This window comes from Streptomyces sp. NPDC029044 (assembly GCF_040637495.1).
Classification (GTDB): Bacteria; Actinomycetota; Actinomycetes; order Streptomycetales; family Streptomycetaceae; genus Streptomyces.
In genome coordinates this window covers 48,554-70,840 of the sequence record NZ_JBEZWN010000035.1, presented here as the reverse complement: position 1 = coordinate 70,840, position 22,287 = coordinate 48,554, and the positions used below count along the sequence as shown (strand labels likewise).

Genomic DNA, 22,287 nt, shown 5'->3' with positions numbered 1-22,287 from the left:
GCCGTCTCGGTAGAGTGCGGAGAAAGTTTCCGGTTCGTGAGGAGAGGTCGCGTGGCGCAGGTCAGGCCCATGCGGGCGGATGCCCGGCGCAACCACGAGCGGTTGCTGACGGTCGCCGCGGAGGCCTTCGCCGAGCACGGGGAGGGCGCCTCGCTCGACGACATCGCCAAGCGGGCCGGGGTCGGCTCCGGCACGCTGTACCGGCATTTCCCGACCCGGCAGGCGCTTCTGGAGGCCGCGTATCTGGAGCGTGTCGAGGCGATCGCGGCCCGGGCCGGTGTGCTGGCGGAGGAACTGCCGCCGGGTGAGGCGCTGGGAGAGTGGCTGTACGAGCTCGGCGCAGGATTGATCCGGATGCGCGGCCTGAAGACTCTGCTGGGACCGGCCGTCACCGGGAGCGGTACGGCCGTGGCCACGGCCTGCGGCGACTCGGTGAAGGGCGCGGCCGGGCGGCTGGTCCGGGCGGCGCAGGCGGAGGGCACGCTGCGGGCGGACGTCGAGTCGAGCGATGTGCTGCGGCTGGCACACGGGGTGGCGACGGCGTCGGAGCTGGCGGACGGCGAGGGCCGGCACCTCCGGCGGTACCTGACGCTGCTGATGGAGGGGCTGGGGGCGGGGCCCCGCTGACCCGGCGAGCCGGACGCCCCCTGGCGTGAGGGGGCGTCCCGGGGCCGGTTCTGCGGGTTACAGGGCCTGCGCCGCGGGCTTCACCATGCCCCTCACCGTGCGGGACTTCACGAAGTCGCCCATGGCCGTCATGTCCCACTCGCCGGAGAACTGGCGGATGAGCTTGGCCATCATCACGCCGGTCTGCGCCTCGGCGCTGGTGAGATCGAAGCGGACCAGTTCCTCGCCGGTCGTGCCGTCCAGGAGGCGGCAGTACGCCTTGGCCACCTCCGTGAACTTCTGGCCGGAGAAGGAGTTGACCGTGAAGACCAGGCCGGTGACCTCCTGGGGGAGACGCCCGAGGTCGACGGTGATGACCTCGTCGTCCCCGCCGCCCTCGCCCGTGAGGTTGTCGCCGGAGTGGCGGATGGCGCCGCCCACGATCTGGAGCTTGCCGAAGTAGCAGCTGTCGATGTGGTTGCGCTGCGGCCCGTAGGCGATGACCGAGGCGTCCAGGTCGATGTCCTTGCCGCGGTACGCCGGCTCCCAGCCGAGACCCATCTTCACCTGGGACAGCAGGGGGCGGCCGCCCTTGACCAGGGAGACCGTCTGGTTCTTCTGGAGGCTGACGCGGCCCTTGTCGAGGTTGATCTTCCCGGCGCCGGGCGCGGGCGGCGGAGGCGTGGCCGGGGCGGCCGGGGGCGCGGCGGGGGTGGAGACGGGCGGGGCCGGCGGCTGCACGGGGGCCGGCGGCGGGGTCACCGGCTGGGGCGGAGCGGCCGCGGCAGGCTCCTCCACCGTGACACCGAAGTCGGTGGCGATGCCCGCGAGGCCGTTGGCGTACCCCTGACCGACGGCCCGGGCCTTCCACTGGCCGCCTCGCTGGTAGACCTCCACGATGACCAGGGCCGTCTCGCTGCCGAGCTGCGGCGGCGTGAACGTGGCCAGGACGGAGCCGTCGTCCGCGTTGCGGATGGTGGCCGTCGGCTCGATGCCCTGGAAGGTCTGGCCCGCGGCGTCCGGACTGGCCGTGACGACGATCTTCTCGATGCCCGGAGGGAGGGCCGCCGTGTCGACCACGATCGCGTCGGGCGCGCTGCCGCCGCCCGAGCGGTACGTCACGCCGGGGCCCGACGGCTGGTTGTAGAAGATGAAGTCGTCGTCGGAGCGCACCTTGCCGTCGGCGGTGAGCAGCAGGCCCGATACGTCGAGCCGCACCGGGGCGGCGACGTCCACCGTCACGCGGGCGGCGGACAGGGGGATGTTCGAGCCGGGGGTCATAGCTGTCATGCCGGGTGAACGAGCGAGGTGGTTTTGCCGTTCCCTTACCTTGCCGCCAATCGGGTCACCGGCGATCGCCGGGGCCTCAGCGGCGATTGCGGGGGTGGTCGCGGGCGGTGCGTTCGTTGCCCCGCTTGTAGTTGCCGGTCCAGCGGGCCATGACCAGTTGGGGGTCGGAGGTCTCGACCTCGGCGAGGAACCGGTCGGCCCGGGGGCCGTTCAGGGTGGTGGCGGGGCGGCCGTGGTGGCTGATGCGGACGGTGCCGCCCGCGTGCTGCTCGTAGGTGAATCCGTGAGGTCTCGGCATGCCGTGAGGGTATGAGGCGGGGAGCGGGCGTCCCAGCGAATTTCGCCCGCCCCCGCCCCCGCCCGCGGTGGTCCGCTCCCTACGGCACGACGACGATCTTGCGGCCGACCCCCGCCGCGAACTGTTCCAGCGCCTGCGGGTACCGCTCCAGCGGGACGCGGTCGCTGATGAAGACCCCGGGGTCGAGGACGCCGTTGGCGAAGAGCTCCGCGGCCCGCTCGAAGCTGTGCAGCACCGCCATCGAGCCCGTGATGGTGATCTCCTGGTTGTAGATGCGGTACGGGTCGATCGTCACCCGTGTCGCGTAGTCGGCCACGCCGAACTGGAGGAACGTGCCCGCTTTCGCCACCCGGTCCAGGCCGTCCTGGATCGCCGCCGCGTTGCCGGTGGCGTCGATGACGAGGTCCCAGCCCTGCGGACGGTCCAGTTCGTCGGGGTTCGCCGCCGATGCCGAGACGCCGAGGCCGCGGGCGGTCTCCAGCCGGGCCGGGTTCACGTCGACGACGTCCACGCTCGCCGCGCCCGTGCGCTTGGCCAGCTCCAGCATCATCAGACCCATGGTGCCGGAGCCGTAGATCAGCACGTGCGCGCCCAGACGGGACCGGAGCACGTCGTAGCCGCGCACCGCGCAGGAGAGGGGCTCGATGAGCGCCGCGTCCTCGGTGCGGACGTGGTCGGGGAGCTTCACGCAGTTCGCCACCGGTGCGAGGGCGTACCGGGCCGCGCCTCCGGCCGTGGTCACGCCGATCGCCGCCCAGCGTTCACAGAGGTTGTTGTGGCCGGTACGGCAGTAGCGGCACTCGTAGCAGTAGAGGGACGGGTCGACGGCGACCCGGTCTCCCACCGCCACCTCCGTGACCCGGGTGCCGATCCCGACGACCTCGCCCGCGAACTCGTGCCCGGGCACGATCGGCAGCTTCGGGGCGAACTCGCCCTGGAGGATGTGGAGATCGGTGCCGCACAGGCCGCAGGCCGCGACCTCGACCACGACCTCGCGCGGGCCGGGCGTCGGGTCGGGGACCTCGGCGACGACGGCCTTGCCCACGGACTCGATGACGGCGGCCTTCATTTCACGGCTCCCAACGACAGGCCCTGGACCAGCTTGTCCTGGGCGGCGAACCCCGCGGCGAGCACCGGCAGGGAGATGACGAGCGACGCGGCGCACACCTTCGCCAGGAACAGGCCCTGGCTGGTGATGAAGCCGGTCAGGAAGACGGGGGCGGTCTCCGCGACCACACCCGTGAGCACCCGGGCGAACAGCAGCTCGTTCCAGCTGAAGATGAAGCAGATCAGCGCCGTGGCGGCGATACCGGGGAGGGAGATCGGGGCGACCACGCGCGCGAGGACCGTGGGCAGCCGTGCTCCGTCCACCCGGGCGGCCTCGATCACCGCGACCGGGATCTCGGCGAGGAAGGACTGCATCATCCACACCGCGATCGGCAGGTTCATGGAGGTGTAGAGGATGACCAGCAGCCAGATGTTGTCGAGCATCCCGGCGTTCTTGGCGAAGAGGTAGATCGGGAGCAGGCCCGCCACGGCCGGCAGCATCTTCGTGGAGAGGAAGAAGAACAGCACGTCCGTCCACTTGCGGACCCGGTTGATCGACAGCGCGTAGGCCGCCGGGAAGGCCAGCAGGAGGACGAGGAGGGTCGACGCCACGGAGGCGACCGTGGAGTTGATCAAGGCCGGCCAGGGGCTCGCGCCGCCGCCCGCGCCGAAGAACTCGCGGTAGCCGTCCAGGGTCAGGGCGGCCGCGAAGGACGGCGGGTTGGTCGCCGCGTCCGTCTCCGAGTGGAAGGACGTCAGCGCCATCCACGCGATGGGCAGGAAGAACGCGATGCCGAGCAGCCAGGCCAGCAGGCCCAGGCCCGCCCCCTTTCCACGGACACGGCGGGCGTGCGGTGCGGTCGTGCTCATGCGCGGGACACCTCCTCGCGGAACAGGGACGACACCACGCGCAGGGCGAAGGTCGCGATGACGATGGAGCCGATGACCACCAGGACGCCCGCGGCCGAGGCGAGGCCGTTCTCGTGGGCCTGGTAGAAGCTCTGGTAGACGGTGTAGGGGAGGTTGGCGGTGCCGAGGCCGCCGGAGGTGATCGTGAAGACCGCGTCGAAGTTCTGGACGATGTAGATCGAGCCCAGCAGGGCGCCCAGTTCGAGGTAGCGGCGCAGGTGCGGGAGCGTCAGGTGGACGAAGATCTGCCAGTCGCTCGCGCCGTCGACCCGGGCCGCCTCGATCTGCTCGTGGTCGCGGCTCTGGAGCCCGGCGAGCAGGATCAGCATCATGAACGGCGTCCACTGCCAGACCAGCGAGGCCTCGACGGCGAGCAGCGGGGTGCTGGAGATCCAGTCGGGCTGTGGTCCGCCCACATAGTGCAACAGCCCATTGAACAGGCCGTATTCAGGGTTGTAGAGCACATGTTTCCAGAGCAGGGCCGCCGCGACCGGCACCACCAGGAAGGGTGCGATGAGCAGCGTCCGTACGATGCCCCGGCCGCGGAAGCGCCGGTCCAGCAGCAGGGCGAGGACCAGTCCCAGCACCAGGCTGGCCAGCACCACGGCCACCGTCAGCAGCACGGTCGTCCACACCGAGTGACGCAGGTCCGGGTCGGTGAGGACCTCCTGGTAGTTGTCCAGGCCGGTGAAGTGCCGGGCGTCCGGGTAGAGGCTGTTCCAGTCGAAGAAGGAGATCACCAGCGTGGCCACGAAGGGCAGCTGGGTGACGACGATCATGAAGATCAGGGCGGGCAGCAGCGGGGCCCGGGTGGCCCAGGCGCGCAGCCGGGCGGAGGGGCGGCGGGCCGGGGTGCCCGTCCGGGGTGCGGCCACGGGGGCCGTGGTCGTGGCGGTCATCGTCCCTCGTACTCCTCGGAGATCTTCTCGGCGAGCGCCTGGGCCTTCTTCAGGGCCGAGTCGACGGACTGGCGTCCGGCGATGGCCGCGCTGATCTCCTGGGAGACCTTGGTACCGAGGTCGGTGAACTCGGGGATGCCGACGAACTGGATGCCGGGCGCGGGCCGTGGCTGTACGCCGGGGTCGTTCGGCCGGGCCTTCTCGATGGCCTCCTTGGTCATCTCCTGGAAGGCGGCGGCCTCCTTGCGGTAGTCGGCGTTGGCGTACGTGGAGGCCCGCTTCCCGGCCGGGACGTTCGACCAGCCGACCTCGTCGCCGACCAGTTCCTCGTAGCCCTTGCCGGACGCCCAGGAGACGAACTTCCAGGCGTCGTCCGGGTTGCGGGAGGCCTTCTGGATGCCCCAGGCCCAGGTGTAGAGCCAGCCCGAGGACTCGGTCTTCTCGACGGGGGCGGGGGCGTAGCCGACCTTGCCCTTGACCGGGGAGTCGGCGGCCTCCAGGGAACCGGCCGCGGAGGTGGCGTCGTACCACATGGCGACCTTGCCCTGGGTCATGTTGTTCAGGCACTCCGCGAAGCCGGACTGGGCGGCGCCGGACTCGCCGTGCTCGCGCACCAGGTCGACATAGAACTTCGTCGCCTTTTCGAAGGCGGGGGAGTCGAGCCGTGCCTTCCAGTCCTTGTCGAACCAGGTGCCGCCAAAGGTGTTGACGACCGTGGTGAGCGGGGCCATCACCTCGCCCCAGCCGGGCAGGCCGCGCAGGCAGATGCCCTTCATGCCGGGCTCGGCGCCGTCGGCCTTCGCCGCGAGGTCCGCCACCTGCCGCCAGGTGGGGTGCGCGGGCATCGTCAGGCCCTTCTTGTCGAACAGGTCCTTGCGGTACATCAGGAACGACGACTCGCCGTAGAAGGGCTGGCCGTAGAGCTTGCCGTCGTCCGCGGTGAGGGACTGGCGCATCGGCTTCAGGACGTCCTGCTCGTCGTAGGCCGGGTCCTTGGAGACGTAGCCGTTCATCTGGCGCAGCCAGCCGTTGCGGGCGTAGATCGGTATCTCGTAGTTGGACAGGGTGGCGACGTCGTACTGGCCGGCCTGGTTGGCGAAGTCCTGGCTGATCTTGTCGCGGACGTCGTTCTCGGGCAGGACCGTGAAGTTGACCTTGATGCCCGTCTCCTTGGTGAAGTGGGCACGGGTCAGCTTCTGCAGCTCGACCATCTGCGGGTTGTTGACCATCAGGACGTTGATGGCGTCGCCGCCGGAACCGGCCCCGCCCGCGCCGACCCAGCAGCCGGAGAGCAGCGGGGCGAGCAGCGTCCCTGCGGCGGCCAGGGCGAGCGGGGCTCGCGGTGGCCGTCGTCGGCTCTGGGTTCGCATGGATCGCTCCTGGATGTATGGGGAGATAAGGGGCAGCACAGGGCGTGGCTGCGCCCGGTGGGGGACGTCGGTGTGGTGTCTGTCAGACGCGGATGACCTGGGGCCCGAGCAGGGAGTAGCGGTGGGCTTCGGCGGTCGGCAGCAGGGTGCTCGTCACGATCGTCTCCAGCGCGCCCACCTCGGCGAACCGGCAGAAGCTGACCGCTCCGAACTTGGTGTGGACGCCCGCGAAGACCACGCGCCGGGCGGCCCGGATCGCCTGGGTCTTGACCTCGCTGACGGCCGGATCGGGCGTGGTGAGGCCGTGTTCGCGGGAGATGCCGTTGGCGCCGATGAACGCCAGGTCGACGACGAAGCCGGACAGCATCTTCGTCGTCCAGTGGTCGACGGTGGCGAGGGTGCCGCGCCGCACCCGGCCGCCGAGCAGCAGCACGGAGACGTGCTCGGCCTCGGCGAGGGCGCCCGCGACCGGCAGGGACGCGGTGACCACGGTCAGCGGCCGGTCCCGGGGGAGCGCCTCGGCGATGAGCTGCGGGGTGTAGCCCTCGTCGACGAAGACGGTCTCGGCGTCGCCGAGCAGCTCGGCCGCGGCGGCCGCGACCCGGCGTTTCTCGGGGACGTGGCTGGTGGCCCGGAAGGCGAGCGTCGTCTCGAAGCCGGCGCTCTCCACGGGGTAGGCGCCGCCATGGGTGCGGCGGAGCAGACCGTGGTCCTCCAGAACGCGCAGGTCCCGCCGTACCGTCTCCTTGGCGACGCCCAGCTCGGTGGCGAGGGCGGTGACGTCGACGGCGCCGTCCCGGCGTGCGGCCAGCACGATCTCGCGCTGGCGTTCTTCAGCGGTTCTGTTCATGGCCGTCACCCCACTTCCTGCCGTGCTGCCCGTTCGGGCCTCCGGTCGGGCCTTGGGGGAAGTTCTACAGGGGGTGTTCCGTGGTGGCCAGGTCTGTTGCGGGCGGGATCCTGCCCGGGTGTGCCCGTTCGGTCGTGCGGATGCGCGCAGCGCCAAGGGGCGGCCGTGGCCGTCTGCGGGTGAGTTGTGGCTGGTCGCGCAGTTCCCCGCGCCCCTGGCGGCGCTGCCCGACTGCTTCCGGACAGTGCCCGGATGCCCGAGCGGGCGGGCCCGTTTGCTGCCCGCCCGCCCTGGTTCGGCCTCCGTCCGGTCAGTACGGCCAGATCGGCGGGTCCGTCACGAACTGGCCGCCCAGGCAGGCGTGCGCCTCGTTGCCGTCCTGGAGTTCGCCCTGTTCGGCGATGAGCTTCTCGGCGTACGGCTCGGAGTCGTCCTGCGGCTCGTAGCCGAGTGCCCGGGCGCTGGTGAGGTCCCACCACAGCCGGGTGTTGGCGGAGGAGCCGTGCACGACGGTGTGGCCGACGTGCTCGGCGGTCAGGGCCGCGTGGAAGAGGCGGGCGCCGTCGGCGGGGCTCATCCACACCGAGAGCATGCGCACGCTGGTCGGCTCGGGGAAGCAGGAGCCGATGCGCACCGAGACCGTCTCCAGGCCGTGCCGGTCCCAGTAGAGCTGCGCGAGGTCCTCGCCGAAGCACTTGGACAGGCCGTAGAAGGTGTCCGGGCGGCGCGGGGTGTCAACCGGGATGAGCGGGTCGTCGCCCTGCGGGCGGGGGGTGTAGCCGACGGCGTGGTTGGAGGAGGCGAAGACGATCCGGCCGACGCCTTCCTCGCGGGCGGCCTCGTACAGGTGGTAGGTGCCCTCGATGTTGGCCTTGAGGATCTTCTCGAAGGGCGCTTCCAGGGAGATGCCCGCGAGGTGGAGGATCGCGTCGACGCCCCGGACGGCCTCGCGCACGGCGTCCCGGTCGGCCAGGTCGGCGGTGATCGCGTCGAGCTCGCCCTCGACCGGGCGCAGGTCCAGCAGGCGCAGGTCGTAGCCGTAGGCCGGGAGCAGGTCCCGCATCAGGGTGCCGAGGCCGCCGGCGGCGCCGGTGAGCAGGACGGTGCGGGGAGCGGGCATCCTCGGGTCTCCTTGATCGCCAACCGTGCTGATCACCAAGCGTGCACATGAGCGCACGGCATTCATATGCGTGGACACGCTAAGGAGCTGGGGCGAGCCCGTCAAGTATGCCGCGGAGGGGGTGAATCCGCAGGTGCGTCGCGGGTGTGCGCGCTTGACCGGCACCACGGCGGCGCCTTAGCGTGGAGTTGTTCAGAAATATAGACGCCAATCATGAATATGGAGCCGGGAGAGCTTGTGACGCCAGCCCCTCTCGCCACACGACTCGACATCCCCAGCGGGCCGCTGTTCTTCCCGGTCACCGCCTACGGACCCGACGGCTCCGTGGACCTCGACACCTACCGCACGCACGTCCGGCGCGGGGTGGAAGCCGGAGCCGCCGCCGTGTTCGCCTGCTGCGGCACCGGCGAGTTCCACGCGCTGACGCCCGAGGAGTTCGAGGCCTGCGTCCGGGTCGCCGTCGAGGCCGCCGAGGGTCGTGTGCCGGTCGTCGCGGGCGCCGGGTACGGCACCGCGCTCGCCGTGCGCTACGCCCGCCTCGCCGAGGCCGCCGGGGCTGACGGGCTGCTCGCCCTGCCGCCCTACCTCGTCGTCGCCGGGCAGGAGGGGCTGCTGCGGCACTACCGCGAAGTGGCCGCCGCGACCGCCCTGCCGGTCATCGTCTATCAGCGCGACAACGCCGTGTTCACCCCGCAGACGGTGGTCGGCCTGGCCCGCACGGACGGGATCATCGGCCTCAAGGACGGGCTCGGCGACCTCGACCTCATGCAGCGCGTCGTCAGCGCCGTCCGCTCCGAGGTCCCGGGCGACTTCCTCTACTTCAACGGCCTGCCGACCGCCGAGCAGACCCAGCTCGCCTACCGCGCCCTCGGCGTCACGCTCTACTCGTCCGCCGTGTTCTGCTTCGCGCCGGAGATCGCCCTGACCTTCCACCAGGCCCTCAGGACCGGCGACGACGCCACCGTGGTGAAGCTGCTGGACGGCTTCTACCGCCCGTTCGTCGAACTGCGCGACCGGGGCCGCGGCTACGCGGTCGCCCTGGTCAAGGCCGGCGTACGGCTGCGCGGCCTCGACGTCGGGGAGGTGCGGCCCCCGCTGCACGAGCCGAGCGAGGATCATGTGAAGCAGCTCGCCGACGTGATCGAGCGCGGCTACGCGCTGCTGGAGGAGACCAAGTGAAGGCGTCGACATTCGTCTACCCCTGGGACGTCAACGGGGATCCGGAGGCACCCGCGCGGATCGCGGCTCTCGGCGTGGAACAGGTGACCCTGGCCGCGGCCTACCACTCCACGCGCGCCCTCACGCCCCGCCACCCGCGCCACCGCATCGTCACGGCCGAGCACGCCGCCGTGCTGTACCCGGCGGACGACCGCTGGTCCGGGCGCGAGCTGCGGCCCTACGCGGCCGGCGCCTGGGCCCCGGGGGACGCCTTCGGTGAGGCCGCCACCGCCCTCGCCGGGGCGGGTCTCGAGGTGCACACCTGGGTCGTCCTCGCGCACAACTCCCGCCTGGGCGCCGAGCACCCGGACACCTCGGTCGTCAACGCCTACGGCGACCGCTACCCCTGGGCGCCCTGCATCGCACAGCCCGCCACGCGCGCCTACCTGACCGACCTGGCCGCCGAGGCCGCCGTCCGGCCCGGGGCGCGCGGCACCGAGCTGGAGTCCCTCGGCTGGTACGGGCTCCAGCATCTGCACGCCCACGACAAGACCGGCGGCGTCGGCCTCGGGGACGCCGGGCAGTACCTGATGGCGCTGTGCTTCTGCCCCTCCTGCCGGGAGGGCTACGGCCGGCACGGTCTCGACGCCGACCGGCTGGCGGCCGCCGTGCGGACCGCGCTGGAGCCGGTGTGGCAGGGAGCGCCCTCCGACGGAGCCTGGGCGGGCATCGAGAAGCTCCTCGGCGAGACCCTCGCGAACACCACGCGCGCGTACCGTGACGAAACCGCCCGCACGCTCCAGGAACAGGCCGTCGCGGCGGTCCGGGCGGCCGCTCCCGACGGCTTCCAGGTGCTGCTGCACGCGGATCCCGTGTCGTACCACGTCGGCGCCAACCCCGGCGTCGACCCGGCGCACATCCTGTCCGTCGCGGACGGCGTGGTCGTCCCCTGCGCGGGCGGCACCGGCACTCTCACGCCGTTCGCGCGGCAGGAGCGCGAGGGCGCCGTCATCGCCGCCAACTTCACCGTCGTCTCGGGGATGGGCGGCAGCGCCGCCACCCTCGCCGCCGACGCCGCCGAGGCACGCCGGCTGGGCGCCACCGAACTGCGGCTGTACCACGCCGGGCTGGCGTCCGACGACGATCTGGACATGGTCCGCTCCGCCCTCGCCGGGCGTTGAGGCGGCGGGGTGGCCGTCACCGGTGGGGGACGGCTTCGGCCCGGGCCGGGGGAGCGTACAGTGCCGCAGCCGTCATGAGCAGGGCCGCGGCGGGGGTCGGCAGCGTGGTCCGCTCCGTTCTCGCCGGGCGTTGAGGCGGCGGGGTGGCCGTCACCGGTGCGGGACGGCTTCGGCCCCGGCCGGGGGAGTGCACGGCGCCGCAGCCGTCACGAGCAGGGCCGCGCCCAGGGCGACCAGTACCGGCCGGTGGTCCACCAGCTCTACCAGGGCCGCCCCGGCGGCCAGCCCGGCCACGTTGGGCGCGTACACCAGCGTGTGGGCGGTGGCGGTGGCCCGGCCCAGCAGCGCACCGGGCGTCTCGCGCTGCACGGACGTCAGCGCGGCGATCAGCACGGCGGGCAGCCCCGCGCCGATCGCCGCGCTGCACACCAGCGCCACCGGGTCGGACGGCACCGCCCGCAGGGCCACCGCGATCGCCAGCAGGGCGATGCCGGCCGCCCCGAAGCGCCGCGCCCCCAGCCGGCGCAGGGCGGCGCCGGACAACAGCCCGACCGCGACCGACCCGGCGCCCTGCACGGCGTACAGGACACCGGCGTACGCGGGGGAGTGCCCGAGGTCGTCGACGACGGCGTAGACCAGCGCGCCGTTCAGGCCGGCGCACAGCATGGCGGCGCCGCCCGCCAGGACCAGGGGGCGCAGCACCGGGTGGGCCCACAGGTGGCGGATCCCCTCGGCCGTCCCCAGCCGGCGGCCGTCCCGGGGCCGGGCGGGTTGTTCCTCCCGCCCGCGCAGCGCCGCGTACAGGCCTGCGGCCAGCACGAACGTCGCCGCGTCCAGGAGGGCGACACCCGCGCCGCCGTACGCCGCATACAGGCCCGCGCCCGCCAGTGGGGCCAGGAGTTTCATGCTTTCGGTGGCGGTCATCCGCAGGCCGTTGAAGTCGGCGAGCAGGGACCGGTCGACGGCGGCCGCGACCAGCGCGGACTCGGCCGCGTCGTGGACGACGCCCGCCGCCCCGTACACGAACAGCACCCCGTACAGCAGCCAGAGGTCGCCCGGGGCGTCGACGCCCACCAGGGTGAGCAGGAGGGCCCCGAGCAGCACGTTCACGCCGATCAGCAGCGGTTTGCGGCGGCCCCGGTCGGCGAGGGTGCCCAGCAGCGGACCGGCCAGGGTCGGCAGCCACATGGCGAGCATGCACAGCGCGGCCAGGCCGTCCGAGCCGGTCAGGTCCTTGACCCACACGCCGGACGCCAGCCACAGGGCCGAGGTGCCGAAGCCGGAGACCACCACGCCGGAGAGGTAGAGCCCGGCGTCGCGGTCACGCAGGACGCGCACGAGCGGCCAGGTCGTCTCGGTTGTCATGCTTGGTCATCGTGGCTCTAAGGCGCCGGGTGGCGGATGGGGCAGGTTCCGTAAAGACATCTCCGTCGGTGGGTCTGTCTCTGTCCAAAGGCCCGCCCAAGTGACCCATGAGGCCGGGGAGAAGCGTCGGTGTGTCCTGTGCAAAGGTTGCGGCGTGACAGATTTCGGGGGTGGTCCGGAGACGCCGATGCGGCGTTCCCGACTGGCCGAGTACGCAGAGTTGACCCAACGGCCCGAGTCACCCGTGGCTCCCGGTCGGCAGCCTGTTCCCGCCAAGTCCGGTTCCTGCGAGGAAATTCGACCGGCTGAGCCGGATTGCGCCCCGAGGCCACCTGGGGCGCCGGAGCCCACCGAGGCGGAAGTGGCCGCCCGGCGCCGCGGGTTCGCCATGCTGCTGGAGGCGTTCCGGGACACGGCGGTGTTGGTCCCGCTGCGCGACGGCGGCTGGCTCACCGCCGACTTCGGCGGGATTCGCTGGATCCTGGCTTTCTCCGACGAGTCGGCGCTGTCCCGGTACGCGCTCGCTCGGGAAGAGGCCGACCGGGAGTGGACGTACCGGACGGTCCTCGGGGCGCGGCTGCTGGACGTGGCGGTACCGGAGGCCGGCGTGCCGTGCGGGGTGGCGCTGGACGCGGCCGACGGTGCCGAACACGCGCTGCTGCTCCCCCCGGTGACGGGAATCGTGCCCGACGCGTTCGCAGTGGACCATGTACACCAAGGAGGGATGCCTCGATGACGGGGGGCGGCGGCAACGGCCATGATCTGGCGGCCATCGGTCTCGACGAGATCGCCAAGGGACTGACGGCGGCGCTGGGCGAGTTGAAAGAGCTCGGCATGGTCGGTGAGGCCGGCGCGGGCCGTGGTTTCGGCGACATCGCACTGTCCGGCCTCGAGTTGGGCGCGGAGGGTCTCACCGGCACCTTCGGCTCCTTCTGCGAGCGGTGGGAGTGGGGCGTCCGTTCGCTGATCCAGGAGGGCAACGGGTTCGCGCTGAAGACAGGGCTCGCGGCCGGGACGTACTACGAAACCGACCAGTACGTCGAAGGAGCGATGAAGGTCGGCGTCAACTCGGTGATCGGCAATCCACACGCCTCGGAGGATGAGATCACCGGCAAGGACTGGGGCGAGGTCTGGTCGAACAACCCGGTCACCCAGATCAGGGACGCCGACTACAGCAAGGAGTCCTTCGACCGGGCCTGGGAGACCAGCGCCCAGGGTTGGCGGGACGCGGGCCGGGACGTCATGACGTCTGAGAACCTGGCCGGCATGGGGTCGCAGGCGCCCGAGAGCATCCGCGAGCGTGCGGGGGTCTCGGAGGCCACGTGGGAGCGGATGCTGGACGAGCAGTTCGGCCCCTCGCCGGAGGAGCGTGCCCGCATGCAGGGCGGCGGGGGCGAGGGCTGATGGGCGTACTCGACGATATCGGCAGCGGCCTGGGCAGGCTGAAGGACGGCGTCAATGACGGCCTGAACGCTCTCGAGGACGGTGTCGACGCCGGCAAGAAGGTCGTCGGCGAGGGCATCGACTGGGGGACCGACCGGCTCGGTGACGGCCTTGACCGGGTCGGCCTGGAGGATGCCGGCGACGCGGTGGAGGATTGGGGCGACGAGGTCGCGTCCGACCTCGGCGCCACACCGGGCGAGCAGCAGCTCGGCCGGACCGAAGAGGCCAACGAGCTGATCCACGGCAACCCCGAGAAGATCCGGAGCAGTGCCAAGCACCTGCGCGACTTTTCCGCCGCCTTCGACAAGGTCGGCTCGGGGATGAAGAAGGTCGACTCCTCCGCCTGGCGCGGCAAGGCCGGGGACACCTTCCGCGAGAGGTTCGGAGTCCACCCCTCGAAGTGGCTCCAGGCCGCCGACGCCTGCGAAGCCGCCGCCTCTGCGCTTGACGCGTACGCGAGCACCGTGAAGTGGGCGCAGCAGCAGGCGCAGGAGGCCATCGAGCTGTACGCGCGTGGCAAGAGCGCTTCCGAGGAGGCCATCGGGGAGTACAACCAGAAGGTCGACGCCTACAACGCCAAGGTGCGGGCGGACCAGGAGCCCGGCCCCACTCCCGGGCCGTTCCACGATCCTGGCAAGGACACCATCCAGCAGGCGCGGGAGAAGCTGGCCCGGGCCCGCGCTCAGCGGAACACTGCCGCCGGTGACGCCGAGGCGGACATCAAGAAGGTCCTCACCCACGCCCCGGCGGAGCCGCCCCCGCTGGACCGCCTGACCGGCAACGTGGTCGACGGCCTCGTGGCGACCGGCGTCGAGCTCAACCACGTGGTGGGCGGTGTCGTCAAAGGAACGGCGGGCCTGGTCAGCTTCGCCCGCGGCCTGAACCCGGTCGACCCCTACAACCTGACCCACCCTGCCGAGTACCTCCAGAACATTTCCCTGACGCTTTCCGGCCTGGTCTCGACCGTGGCCCACCCCGAGCGGGCGCTGAACGCCGCGGTGGAGGGCTTCAAGAAAGATCCGTCCGAGTTCATCGGCCGCCTGGTTCCCGAGCTCATCGGCACGAAAGGTGCGGGGCTCGCGCGGGGCGGCCTGCGGGCTGCGATGAGGGAGGGGTTGGAAACCGGAGCCGGAACCGCCAAGGTCGCACCGAACGGTGCGAAGGTCGCGGACGAGGTCGCCGATGCGGCGCCGAAGGACTGGAGTGACCTTGCGCGGTCGACGGACCACGTCAAGGAAAAAGCCATCCATTACGACTCCGTGGACCCCCAGAAGGCCCAGGAGTTTCTGGACAGCGAATTTCCGTGGATGAAAGAAGTCAACAATACCGGCACTCCCGGCTACCGGGACAACTGCAGTCACAACGTGGTCTCCGTGGACCGCAGGCTGGACGGGGTCGAAGTGAGTGCGGCGCCCAAGTTGCAGCCAGATCACATTCCCCCGGAGCAACTCGGCCTCAAGGACAGGGCCAAGGGTCACTACGACATGGTGAACAGCTACGATGACATCATCCGGGATATCCAGGCGCGCGGAGAGGGTTCAAGAAGTGCCGTGTACGTGAGCCGACCCGACGGCAGCGCCCACGTGTTCAACGCCGTGTATACCAATCATGGAGTCGTTTTCCTCGACGGGCAGTCAGGAACCCTCGGGATCCTGGAGAAAAACGTGTCATCGATCGGACACATTCCTTATCGAAATGGGAGCTCCTAAGTGCTGAGTCGCGACGAGGCTGTGGCAGCGGCCGCCGAGTACCTGAAAACCAAGGCTTTCCCCGAGAAGCCTGATTCGGTAGTAATGCTGCCGGATACGGCTATCCGGTTCACCTATGGCTGGACCGTGCGTTTCGATTTCAAGGAACACATCGATACGGGCGACCCCACGCAGGCTCCGTTCACGTCGCTCATCGTGGTACCGCATGATGGCACCGCTGCGCACTTCTCCCCGACCTATCTTCCGGCGGATAAGTACATGGAACTGCGTGAGACGGGTGAATGGCCTCATGGATGGCCGCCGAAGGGGGGGCAGTAAAAGATGTCGATTCCCGACCAGCGGGCAACCGCCTGGCTGAACGCCACCTACGGTGGTCTCGTGCGGCTGGCCGTCGGGCACCCCGTGCACGAAACGGCCGCCGCATGGCTGATGGCCTGCCGGCCGCTGCCGCAGCCGGGGTTTCCGGAGACGCCGATGATGGCGGCGTCGGTCGTCGTACCAAAGGACGGCGGGACCCCTTTCCACCCCGCGCCCAGTGGCCTACTCGCTGACCTGGAGCCCGTACCGCCGGAGGACGCGGCTCGCCGGGCCGGGGCGCAGGCCCGGCGGATCAACATCCGCGGATGTGTCGTGACGCTGCACTCCGCGATCAACGGCGCCCCGTCCACGCCTCTGCCCTGGCAGCCATCGGACGAGGCGCCCGGCTGGTGGGACCGGCTTGCGCGCCGCTATTTCCCCGAGTTCACGCGAGTCGGGGTCGGCGATTGGGACGACGTGATCCGGGCGGTCACGGAGACCGGGCCGGACACCCGTGGCGTGGTCTGGGTCCGCCGGGAGGTCGGTGGACATGAGGCGACCGGCAACCTGCTCTACGCGCACAACCACAACGGACAGGTGGTTCTCCTCGACGCGCTGACCTCCTCCCTCGCCCGCCTCGACTCGTCCCTGGTCCGCGAGCTCGTGCTGATCCGGGCGCGCCCGGGGGCGTTCACGCCGCGCCTCACCCCGTGGGAGCACCCGGCGCCCGACTTCGCCTCCGCGGTCGACAAGGCACGTCGCTGGCTTCAGGACGCCTACCACGGCGAAGTGGAACTGCATGCCCCGACGGCGCAGGACGAGACCACGCGCGGCTGGGTCCTCTCCTGCAACACGAGTCGTTTCCTGCGCGAAGGCCACTGGCGGGACTGCATGCTCGATGCGACGGTCGTGGTCCCGAAGGATGAGGCCGCACCCTTCGGCCTGCCCAACACCGACCCGTGGGGCTGGCTCGCCCGCTGGGACGCGGGCGGCACCTTCGGAAGCGCCGACCTACCGAAGCCACCGCCTCCCGCCCGCGCCGCGTGGTTCGAGTCGACGCTCGCCGACCTCGGCCCTGTGCTGTCCGTGTCCGAGCACCAGGACTGGGCGGCGGCGGTCGAGGCGGCCTCCGCGCTGCCGGTCGCAGCCCGCGCGTTGATCTGGGCTCGCCGTACGGACGGCCGGGGACGCGAGGCCGTCGGGCAGTTGGTGAACGCGCTCCGCTTGGAGGACGGCGTCGTCCTGGTCGACGGTTCGTCGGGCGAGCCGGCCGTCCTGGACCCGGCGGGGGTCCACCGGTTGCACGTTGTCCGGTACCGGTGAGGGACGTCAGGGAGGGCAACCCCGGCAAGCACCCGAGCCCCAATGGCCGGGTGGATTCGCGTCCCGCCCCGGCCGTCGGGGGCGCCATCCCGCCCGGTGGGCCGCGCGCTACGGCCATCACACAGGCCGGCCCGTGTGGTGCGGGGCCGGAGCCGGGGAGCGGGAACGCGTCGCGGGGGCGATGAGTTCTGCGGCAGGTGCCGGTCTACCTTCCGGACGCCACACGGAGGAGCAGCCCCATGACCGACAGCACCACTGGCAGGACCAGCCCGACCCTCGACCTCGGACCGCAGACGGAGGCCCTGGCTCAGCTCGTCGCCGGCGTCGGCGGCGAACAGCTGGCCGGGACGACTCCCTGCCCCGAGTACGCGGTGCGCCACCTGCTCGGCCACCTGGCGGGACTGTCCGCCGCCTTCCGTGACGCCGCCCGCAAGGACCTCGGCGCCACGAACGACACCAGCCCGGACTCCGCACTCCCCGACCTCGCGCCCGGCTGGCGCGAGGAACTGCCCGAGGTCCTCGCCGAACTGGCCGAGGCCTGGCGCGACCCCGCCGCCTGGACCGGCATGACCCGGGCCGGGGGCGTCGACCTGCCCGGCGAGATCGCGGGTCTCGTCGCCGTCGACGAACTGGTGATCCACGGCTGGGACCTGGCCCGCGCCACCGGACAGCCGTACCACCCCGACCCGGCCGCGCTCCGGGCCTGCCACGAGTTCCTCGCCGCTTCCGCCGACGACCCCCAGCGCGACGCCATCTTCGGGCCGATCGTCACCGTCGACGCGACCGCGTCCCTGCTGGACCGTGCGGTGGGACTGAGCGGGCGGGACCCGGGGTGGACGCGCGCCGTCTAGGACGTATCCCGTCAGAACGCACCACCCCGGACGGCACTTCGTAGAAAGCGATTGCACCTTCCTCTGTCGAAAGCATTGACGAACCCCACGCGCCCTCCTACCGTCATCGCGTCGTACTTCGTACGTCATATATGAGACGCGATACGCGAGATCCGATACGCGATCCACGAGACGCGAGATCCGAGAGGCGCGCATGACCTCTGTGCCCACGCCGATCCCCTCCCGCACGCAGTACGTGCTGGAGGGGATCAAACACCGCATCCTCACCGGGCAGTTGACGCCGGGACAGGCGCTGGTCGAGACCGAACTCGCCGCGCAGTTCGGCGTGTCGAAGACACCGGTGCGCGAGGCGCTCAAGACCCTCGCCGGGACCGGGCTGGTCGTGATGAACCAGTACAAGGGCGTCACCGTGCGCCTGGTGGACGCGGACATGGCGCGCGAGGTCTACGACGTCCGGCTGCTGCTGGAGCCGGAGGCGCTGCGGCGCGCCGTGCAGCGCGGCGCCTCCCTGGACGTCGCCCGCGAGGCGCTGACCCGGGCCGACGCCGCCACCGACACCGCCGAACGCTCCCTCGCCAACCGGGAGTTCCACCGCGCCCTGTACCTGCCGTGCGGCAACCCGCTGCTCGGCCGGATGCTCGACGAGGTCCGCGACCAGGCCGCCCTGGTCTCCGCCGTCGCCTGGGCCGCCTCGCCCTCCTGGGAGCGGGAGGCCGGCGAGCACCGGGAGATCCTGCGGCTCGCCCTCGACGGTGACGCCGACGGCGCGGCGCGTGCCCTGCACGCCCACATCGCGTCCTTCGTGCAGCGCGCTTTCCCCCAGGCAGGACTGGAACAGGAAGGTCAGGCATGAGCAGCGTGGCGTTCGAGACCCAGCGGGCGGCTCTGGCCGACGTGGTGGCGATCCCGGTGACCCCGTTCGCCGCGGACGGCTCCGTCGCGCGGGACACCCACCGGGCCCTGCTGCGCCGCCTGCTCGACGGCGGCATCACGACCCTCACCCCGAACGGCAACACCGGCGAGTTCTACGCCCTGACCCCCGAAGAGCGCCGGCTCGTCACGGAGCTGACGATCGACGAGGCCGGGGGCCGGGCCGTCGTCCTGGTCGGTGTCGGGCACGACATCCCCACCGCCGTCGCCTCCGCCCGGCACGCCCGGGAGCTCGGCGCCCAGATGGTGATGGTCCACCAGCCGGTCCACCCGTACGTCTCCCAGGCCGGCTGGGTCGACTACCACCGCGCGGTCGCCGAGGCCGTGCCCGAGCTGGGTGTCGTGCCGTACATCCGCAACGCGCAGCTCACCGGCGCCCGGCTCGCCGAACTGGCCGACACCTGCCCGAACGTCATCGGCGTGAAGTACGCCGTCCCCGACGCGGCCAGGTTCGCCGCGTTCGCCCGGGACGCGGGTCTTGACCGGTTCGTGTGGGTGGCCGGGCTCGCCGAGCCGTACGCCCCCTCCTACTTCTCCGCCGGTGCCACCGGCTTCACCTCGGGGCTGGTGAACGTCGCCCCGGCCGTCTCGCTGAACATGATCGAGGCGCTGCGCTCCGGCGACTACCGGGCCGCCATGAAGGTCTGGGAGCAGATCCGCCGCTTCGAGGAGCTGCGCGCGGCGAACGGCTCCGCCGACAACGTCACCGTCGTCAAGGAGGCCCTCGCCTCCCTCGGGCTGTGCCGCCGCGAGGTCCGCCCGCCGAGCCGCACGCTCCGGGAAGAGCAGCGCGCCGAGGTCGCCGCGATCGCCGCGGGGTGGTCGATATGACCGGCCGACTGCGTCCCGAGCAGCTCAGGAGCCACCAGTGGTACGGCGTCGAGGGACAGTTGCGCACCTGGTCGCACAACGCCCGGATGCGGCAGCTCGGTTACGAGGCCGAGGAGTACGAGGGCCGCCCGGTGATCGCCGTCCTGAACACCTGGTCCGACATCAACCCCTGCCACGTCCACCTGCGCGAGCGGGCCGAGGCGGTCAAGCGGGGCGTGTGGCAGGCCGGCGGCTTCCCGCTGGAGTTCCCGGTCGCCACGCTCTCCGAGACGTACCAGAAGCCGACCCCGATGCTCTACCGCAACCTGCTCGCGATGGAGACGGAGGAGCTGCTGCGGTCGTACCCCATCGACGCGGCGGTGCTGCTCGGCGGCTGCGACAAGTCGACGCCCGCGCTGCTCATGGGCGCGGCCTCGGCCGACGTACCGGCCCTCTTCGTGCCCGCGGGGCCGATGCTGCCGGGCCACTGGCGCGGCGAGACCCTAGGGTCCGGCACCGACATGTGGAAGTACTGGGACGAGCACCGCGCCGGCAATCTGACCGACTGCGAACTGCGGGAGCTTCAGGGCGGACTGGCGCGGTCGCCCGGGCACTGCATGACCATGGGGACCGCGTCGACCATGACCGCGGCGGCGGAGGCCCTCGGTATGACACTGCCGGGCGCCTCCTCGATCCCGGCCGTCGACTCCGGGCACGAGCGGATGGCCGCCGCCTCCGGGCGCCGTGCCGTGGAGCTCGCCTGGACCGCGCTCAAGCCGTCCCGGATCCTCACCCGTGAGGCGTTCGAGGACGCCGTCACCACGGTGCTCGGGCTCGGCGGCTCCACCAACGCCGTGATCCACCTCATCGCGATGGCGGGGCGCTGCCGGGTCGAGCTCACCCTCGACGACTTCGACCGGATCGCCCGCACCGTGCCGGTGCTCGCAAACGTCCGGCCCGGCGGACAGACCTACCTCATGGAGGACTTCCACTTCGCCGGAGGTCTGCCCGCCTTCCTCTCGCGGATCACCGACCTGCTGCACCTGGACCGGCCCACCGTCAACGGAACCCTGGGAGAGCAGATCGAGGGCGCCGTCGTCCACGACGACGACGTGATCCGCACCCGCGAGAACCCGGTCGCCGCCGAGGGCGGGGTCGCCGTGCTGCGCGGCAACCTCTGCCCCGACGGCGCGGTCATCAAGCACATCGCCGCCGAGCCGCACCTGCTCAAGCACACCGGTCCCGCGGTCGTCTTCGACGACTACAAGACCATGCAACGCACCATCAACGACCCCGGGCTGGACATCACCGCCGACAGCGTGCTGGTGCTGCGCAACTCGGGACCCAAGGGCGGCCCGGGCATGCCCGAGTACGGCATGCTGCCGATCCCCGACCGCCTGCTGAAGGAGGGCGTACGGGACATGGTCCGGATCTCCGACGCCCGGATGAGCGGTACGAGTTACGGTGCGTGCGCCCTGCACATCGCGCCCGAGTCGTACATCGGCGGCCCGCTCGCCCTGGTCCGCACCGGCGACTCGATCACCCTGGACGTCGAAGCCCGCACCCTCCACCTCAACGTCAGCGACGAGGAGTTGGAGAGCCGCCGCAAGGACTGGACCCCACCGCCCATTCGCCACGAGCGAGGCTACGGCGCCCTCTACAACGACCAGATCACTCAGGCCGACACAGGCTGCGACTTCGAGTTCCTGGCACGCCCGGGCACGGCCCCGGATCCGTACGCAGGCTGACTGCACCCACCCGAGGGGCGCGGGGAACCGCGCGCCCGGCCACAGCGCACCGCACCCGCCACGCCACCTCACGTGGCACCCACGCACAGCGAGAAAGCGCTTTCCGCGCCACGAAAGCAAGCCGTACCGAGATCGGAGACCCTGTCATGGCCCAAGCCGCAGCCGTGGCGAAACCGCCCGCGCCACCCCGGCGGCGCCGGGCCTCCGCCACGCCGCGCAGGCTCCCGTACCTGCTGATCGCACCGGCCGCCCTGCTCATGCTGGGGTTCATCGCCTACCCGGTCATCAGCGTCTTCTACTACAGCCTGCAGCACTACAACCCCACCAAGCCGTGGCGGAACGGCTACGCGGGCTTCGACAACTTCGTCCACGCCTTCACCGAGGACCCCGTCTTCTGGGACACGCTGGTCTTCAGCGCCAAGTGGGTCGTCGTCGAGGTCGGACTCCAGCTGCTGTTCGGCCTCGCCCTCGCCCTCATCGTCAACCAGACCTTCGTGGGCCGGGGCCTGGGACGCGCCCTGGTCTTCTCCCCGTGGGCCGTCTCCGGCGTGCTGACCTCCGCGATCTGGGTGCTGCTCTACAACTCCCAGACGGGCATCACCCGTTACCTCGCCGACATGGGCATCGGCTCCTACGGCACGAGCTGGCTGTCGGACACCTCCACGGTGTTCCCGGCGGCGGTCGTGGCCGACCTGTGGCGCGGCGTGCCGTTCTTCGCGATCCTCATCCTCGCCGACCTCCAGTCCGTCTCGAAGGACCTGTACGAGGCCGCCGAGGTCGACGGCGCCAGCCGCATCAAACAGTTCTGGCACATCACGCTGCCGCACCTGAAGGACGCCATCATCCTGTCCACGCTGCTGCGGGCGGTCTGGGAGTTCAACAACGTCGACCTGCTCTACACCCTGACCGGCGGTGGCCCAGCGGGCGAGACGACCACGCTGCCGCTGTACATCGCCAACACCTCCGTCGACGCCCACAACTTCGGCTACGCGTCGGCCCTGACCACGGTGGCGTTCGTGATCCTGCTCTTCTGTTCGATGGTCTACCTGCGGCTGAGCAAGTTCGGAGGCGAGAGCAAGTGAG

General features: G+C 71.2%; 22 protein-coding genes. 13 read left to right on the top strand and 9 right to left on the bottom strand.

The features are described 5' to 3' along the window. Window positions 1–51: 51 nt before the first annotated feature. A complete protein-coding gene (locus tag AB0E85_RS25335) occupies window positions 52–627 on the top strand; it encodes a helix-turn-helix domain-containing protein (RefSeq protein ID WP_361931316.1) in 576 nt (191 codons plus the stop codon). A gap of 57 nt (window positions 628–684) precedes the next feature. Here AB0E85_RS25335 and AB0E85_RS25330 read toward each other — a convergent pair whose 3' ends face one another. From AB0E85_RS25330 to AB0E85_RS25295, 8 genes are all read right to left on the bottom strand, one after another. Next, window positions 685–1,887: a TerD family protein gene (locus AB0E85_RS25330; protein ID WP_361931347.1), complete on the bottom strand. Its 1,203-nt coding sequence runs from the start codon at window positions 1,885–1,887 to the stop codon at window positions 685–687. Between the two features lie 85 nt (window positions 1,888–1,972). Further along, window positions 1,973–2,194, bottom strand: a complete 222-nt coding sequence (locus tag AB0E85_RS25325) for a hypothetical protein (protein WP_361931313.1) — start codon at window positions 2,192–2,194, stop codon at window positions 1,973–1,975. Between the two features lie 79 nt (window positions 2,195–2,273). Further along, window positions 2,274–3,263: a zinc-dependent alcohol dehydrogenase family protein gene (locus AB0E85_RS25320; protein ID WP_361931310.1), complete on the bottom strand. Its 990-nt coding sequence runs from the start codon at window positions 3,261–3,263 to the stop codon at window positions 2,274–2,276. Continuing rightward, complete coding sequence (locus tag AB0E85_RS25315; RefSeq protein WP_062926145.1) at window positions 3,260–4,111, bottom strand: carbohydrate ABC transporter permease; 852 nt, start codon at window positions 4,109–4,111, stop codon at window positions 3,260–3,262. Before AB0E85_RS25315 ends, AB0E85_RS25320 begins: the two co-directional genes overlap by 4 nt. Then, entirely contained in the window at window positions 4,108–5,049 is a 942-nt protein-coding gene (locus tag AB0E85_RS25310) for a sugar ABC transporter permease (protein WP_107458681.1), read from the bottom strand. Before AB0E85_RS25310 ends, AB0E85_RS25315 begins: the two co-directional genes overlap by 4 nt. Beyond that, a complete protein-coding gene (locus AB0E85_RS25305) occupies window positions 5,046–6,419 on the bottom strand; it encodes a sugar ABC transporter substrate-binding protein (protein WP_361931306.1) in 1,374 nt (457 codons plus the stop codon). Before AB0E85_RS25305 ends, AB0E85_RS25310 begins: the two co-directional genes overlap by 4 nt. Before the next feature lie 82 nt (window positions 6,420–6,501). Then, entirely contained in the window at window positions 6,502–7,269 is a 768-nt protein-coding gene (locus AB0E85_RS25300) for a DeoR/GlpR family DNA-binding transcription regulator (protein WP_361931304.1), read from the bottom strand. Between the two features lie 310 nt (window positions 7,270–7,579). Then, window positions 7,580–8,389 carry an NAD(P)-dependent oxidoreductase gene (locus AB0E85_RS25295; RefSeq protein WP_361931301.1) on the bottom strand — a complete coding sequence of 270 codons (810 nt, stop codon included), beginning with the start codon at window positions 8,387–8,389 and terminating at the stop codon, window positions 7,580–7,582. 237 nt (window positions 8,390–8,626) lie between these two features. On the opposite strand from AB0E85_RS25295, the gene AB0E85_RS25290 reads away from it, so the two are divergent. Together AB0E85_RS25290 and AB0E85_RS25285 are read left to right on the top strand one after the other, a co-directional pair. Next, the gene (locus tag AB0E85_RS25290; protein ID WP_361931298.1) at window positions 8,627–9,568 is read left to right on the top strand and encodes a 5-dehydro-4-deoxyglucarate dehydratase; all 942 of its coding nucleotides are present in this window, start codon (window positions 8,627–8,629) and stop codon (window positions 9,566–9,568) included. Then, entirely contained in the window at window positions 9,565–10,728 is a 1,164-nt protein-coding gene (locus tag AB0E85_RS25285; RefSeq protein WP_361931295.1) for a hypothetical protein, read from the top strand. The genes AB0E85_RS25290 and AB0E85_RS25285 overlap by 4 nt, the downstream gene beginning before the upstream one ends. Before the next feature lie 150 nt (window positions 10,729–10,878). On the opposite strand, the gene AB0E85_RS25280 is transcribed toward AB0E85_RS25285, so the two are convergent. Further along, window positions 10,879–12,093 (bottom strand): MFS transporter, encoded by a 1,215-nt coding sequence (locus AB0E85_RS25280; RefSeq protein ID WP_361931292.1) that lies wholly within the window; start codon window positions 12,091–12,093, stop codon window positions 10,879–10,881. Between the two features lie 187 nt (window positions 12,094–12,280). Between AB0E85_RS25280 and AB0E85_RS25275 the strand changes: the two genes are divergently transcribed. From AB0E85_RS25275 to AB0E85_RS25230, 10 genes are all read left to right on the top strand, one after another. Further along, window positions 12,281–12,829: a hypothetical protein gene (locus tag AB0E85_RS25275; RefSeq protein WP_361931289.1), complete on the top strand. Its 549-nt coding sequence runs from the start codon at window positions 12,281–12,283 to the stop codon at window positions 12,827–12,829. Next, window positions 12,826–13,497, top strand: coding sequence for a hypothetical protein (locus AB0E85_RS25270; RefSeq protein ID WP_361931286.1), 672 nt, complete (start codon window positions 12,826–12,828; stop codon window positions 13,495–13,497). Before AB0E85_RS25275 ends, AB0E85_RS25270 begins: the two co-directional genes overlap by 4 nt. Next, window positions 13,497–15,245 carry a putative T7SS-secreted protein gene (locus tag AB0E85_RS25265; RefSeq protein ID WP_361931283.1) on the top strand — a complete coding sequence of 583 codons (1,749 nt, stop codon included), beginning with the start codon at window positions 13,497–13,499 and terminating at the stop codon, window positions 15,243–15,245. The genes AB0E85_RS25270 and AB0E85_RS25265 overlap by 1 nt, the downstream gene beginning before the upstream one ends. After that, the gene (locus tag AB0E85_RS25260; protein ID WP_361931280.1) at window positions 15,246–15,563 is read left to right on the top strand and encodes a YrhB domain-containing protein; all 318 of its coding nucleotides are present in this window, start codon (window positions 15,246–15,248) and stop codon (window positions 15,561–15,563) included. A gap of 3 nt (window positions 15,564–15,566) precedes the next feature. Continuing rightward, window positions 15,567–16,865 (top strand): YrhB domain-containing protein, encoded by a 1,299-nt coding sequence (locus AB0E85_RS25255; RefSeq protein ID WP_361931277.1) that lies wholly within the window; start codon window positions 15,567–15,569, stop codon window positions 16,863–16,865. 239 nt (window positions 16,866–17,104) lie between these two features. Next, window positions 17,105–17,716, top strand: coding sequence for a TIGR03086 family metal-binding protein (locus AB0E85_RS25250; protein WP_361931274.1), 612 nt, complete (start codon window positions 17,105–17,107; stop codon window positions 17,714–17,716). Between the two features lie 193 nt (window positions 17,717–17,909). Next, on the top strand, window positions 17,910–18,569 hold the full coding sequence (locus AB0E85_RS25245; protein WP_361931271.1) for a GntR family transcriptional regulator: 660 nt from the start codon (window positions 17,910–17,912) through the stop codon (window positions 18,567–18,569). Next, window positions 18,566–19,477, top strand: a complete 912-nt coding sequence (locus AB0E85_RS25240; protein ID WP_361931268.1) for a dihydrodipicolinate synthase family protein — start codon at window positions 18,566–18,568, stop codon at window positions 19,475–19,477. Before AB0E85_RS25245 ends, AB0E85_RS25240 begins: the two co-directional genes overlap by 4 nt. Further along, on the top strand, window positions 19,474–21,204 hold the full coding sequence (gene araD, locus AB0E85_RS25235; protein WP_361931266.1) for an L-arabinonate dehydratase: 1,731 nt from the start codon (window positions 19,474–19,476) through the stop codon (window positions 21,202–21,204). The genes AB0E85_RS25240 and araD overlap by 4 nt, the downstream gene beginning before the upstream one ends. 146 nt (window positions 21,205–21,350) lie before the next feature. After that, window positions 21,351–22,286 (top strand): sugar ABC transporter permease, encoded by a 936-nt coding sequence (locus AB0E85_RS25230; protein ID WP_361931263.1) that lies wholly within the window; start codon window positions 21,351–21,353, stop codon window positions 22,284–22,286. Window position 22,287 lies beyond the last annotated feature (1 nt).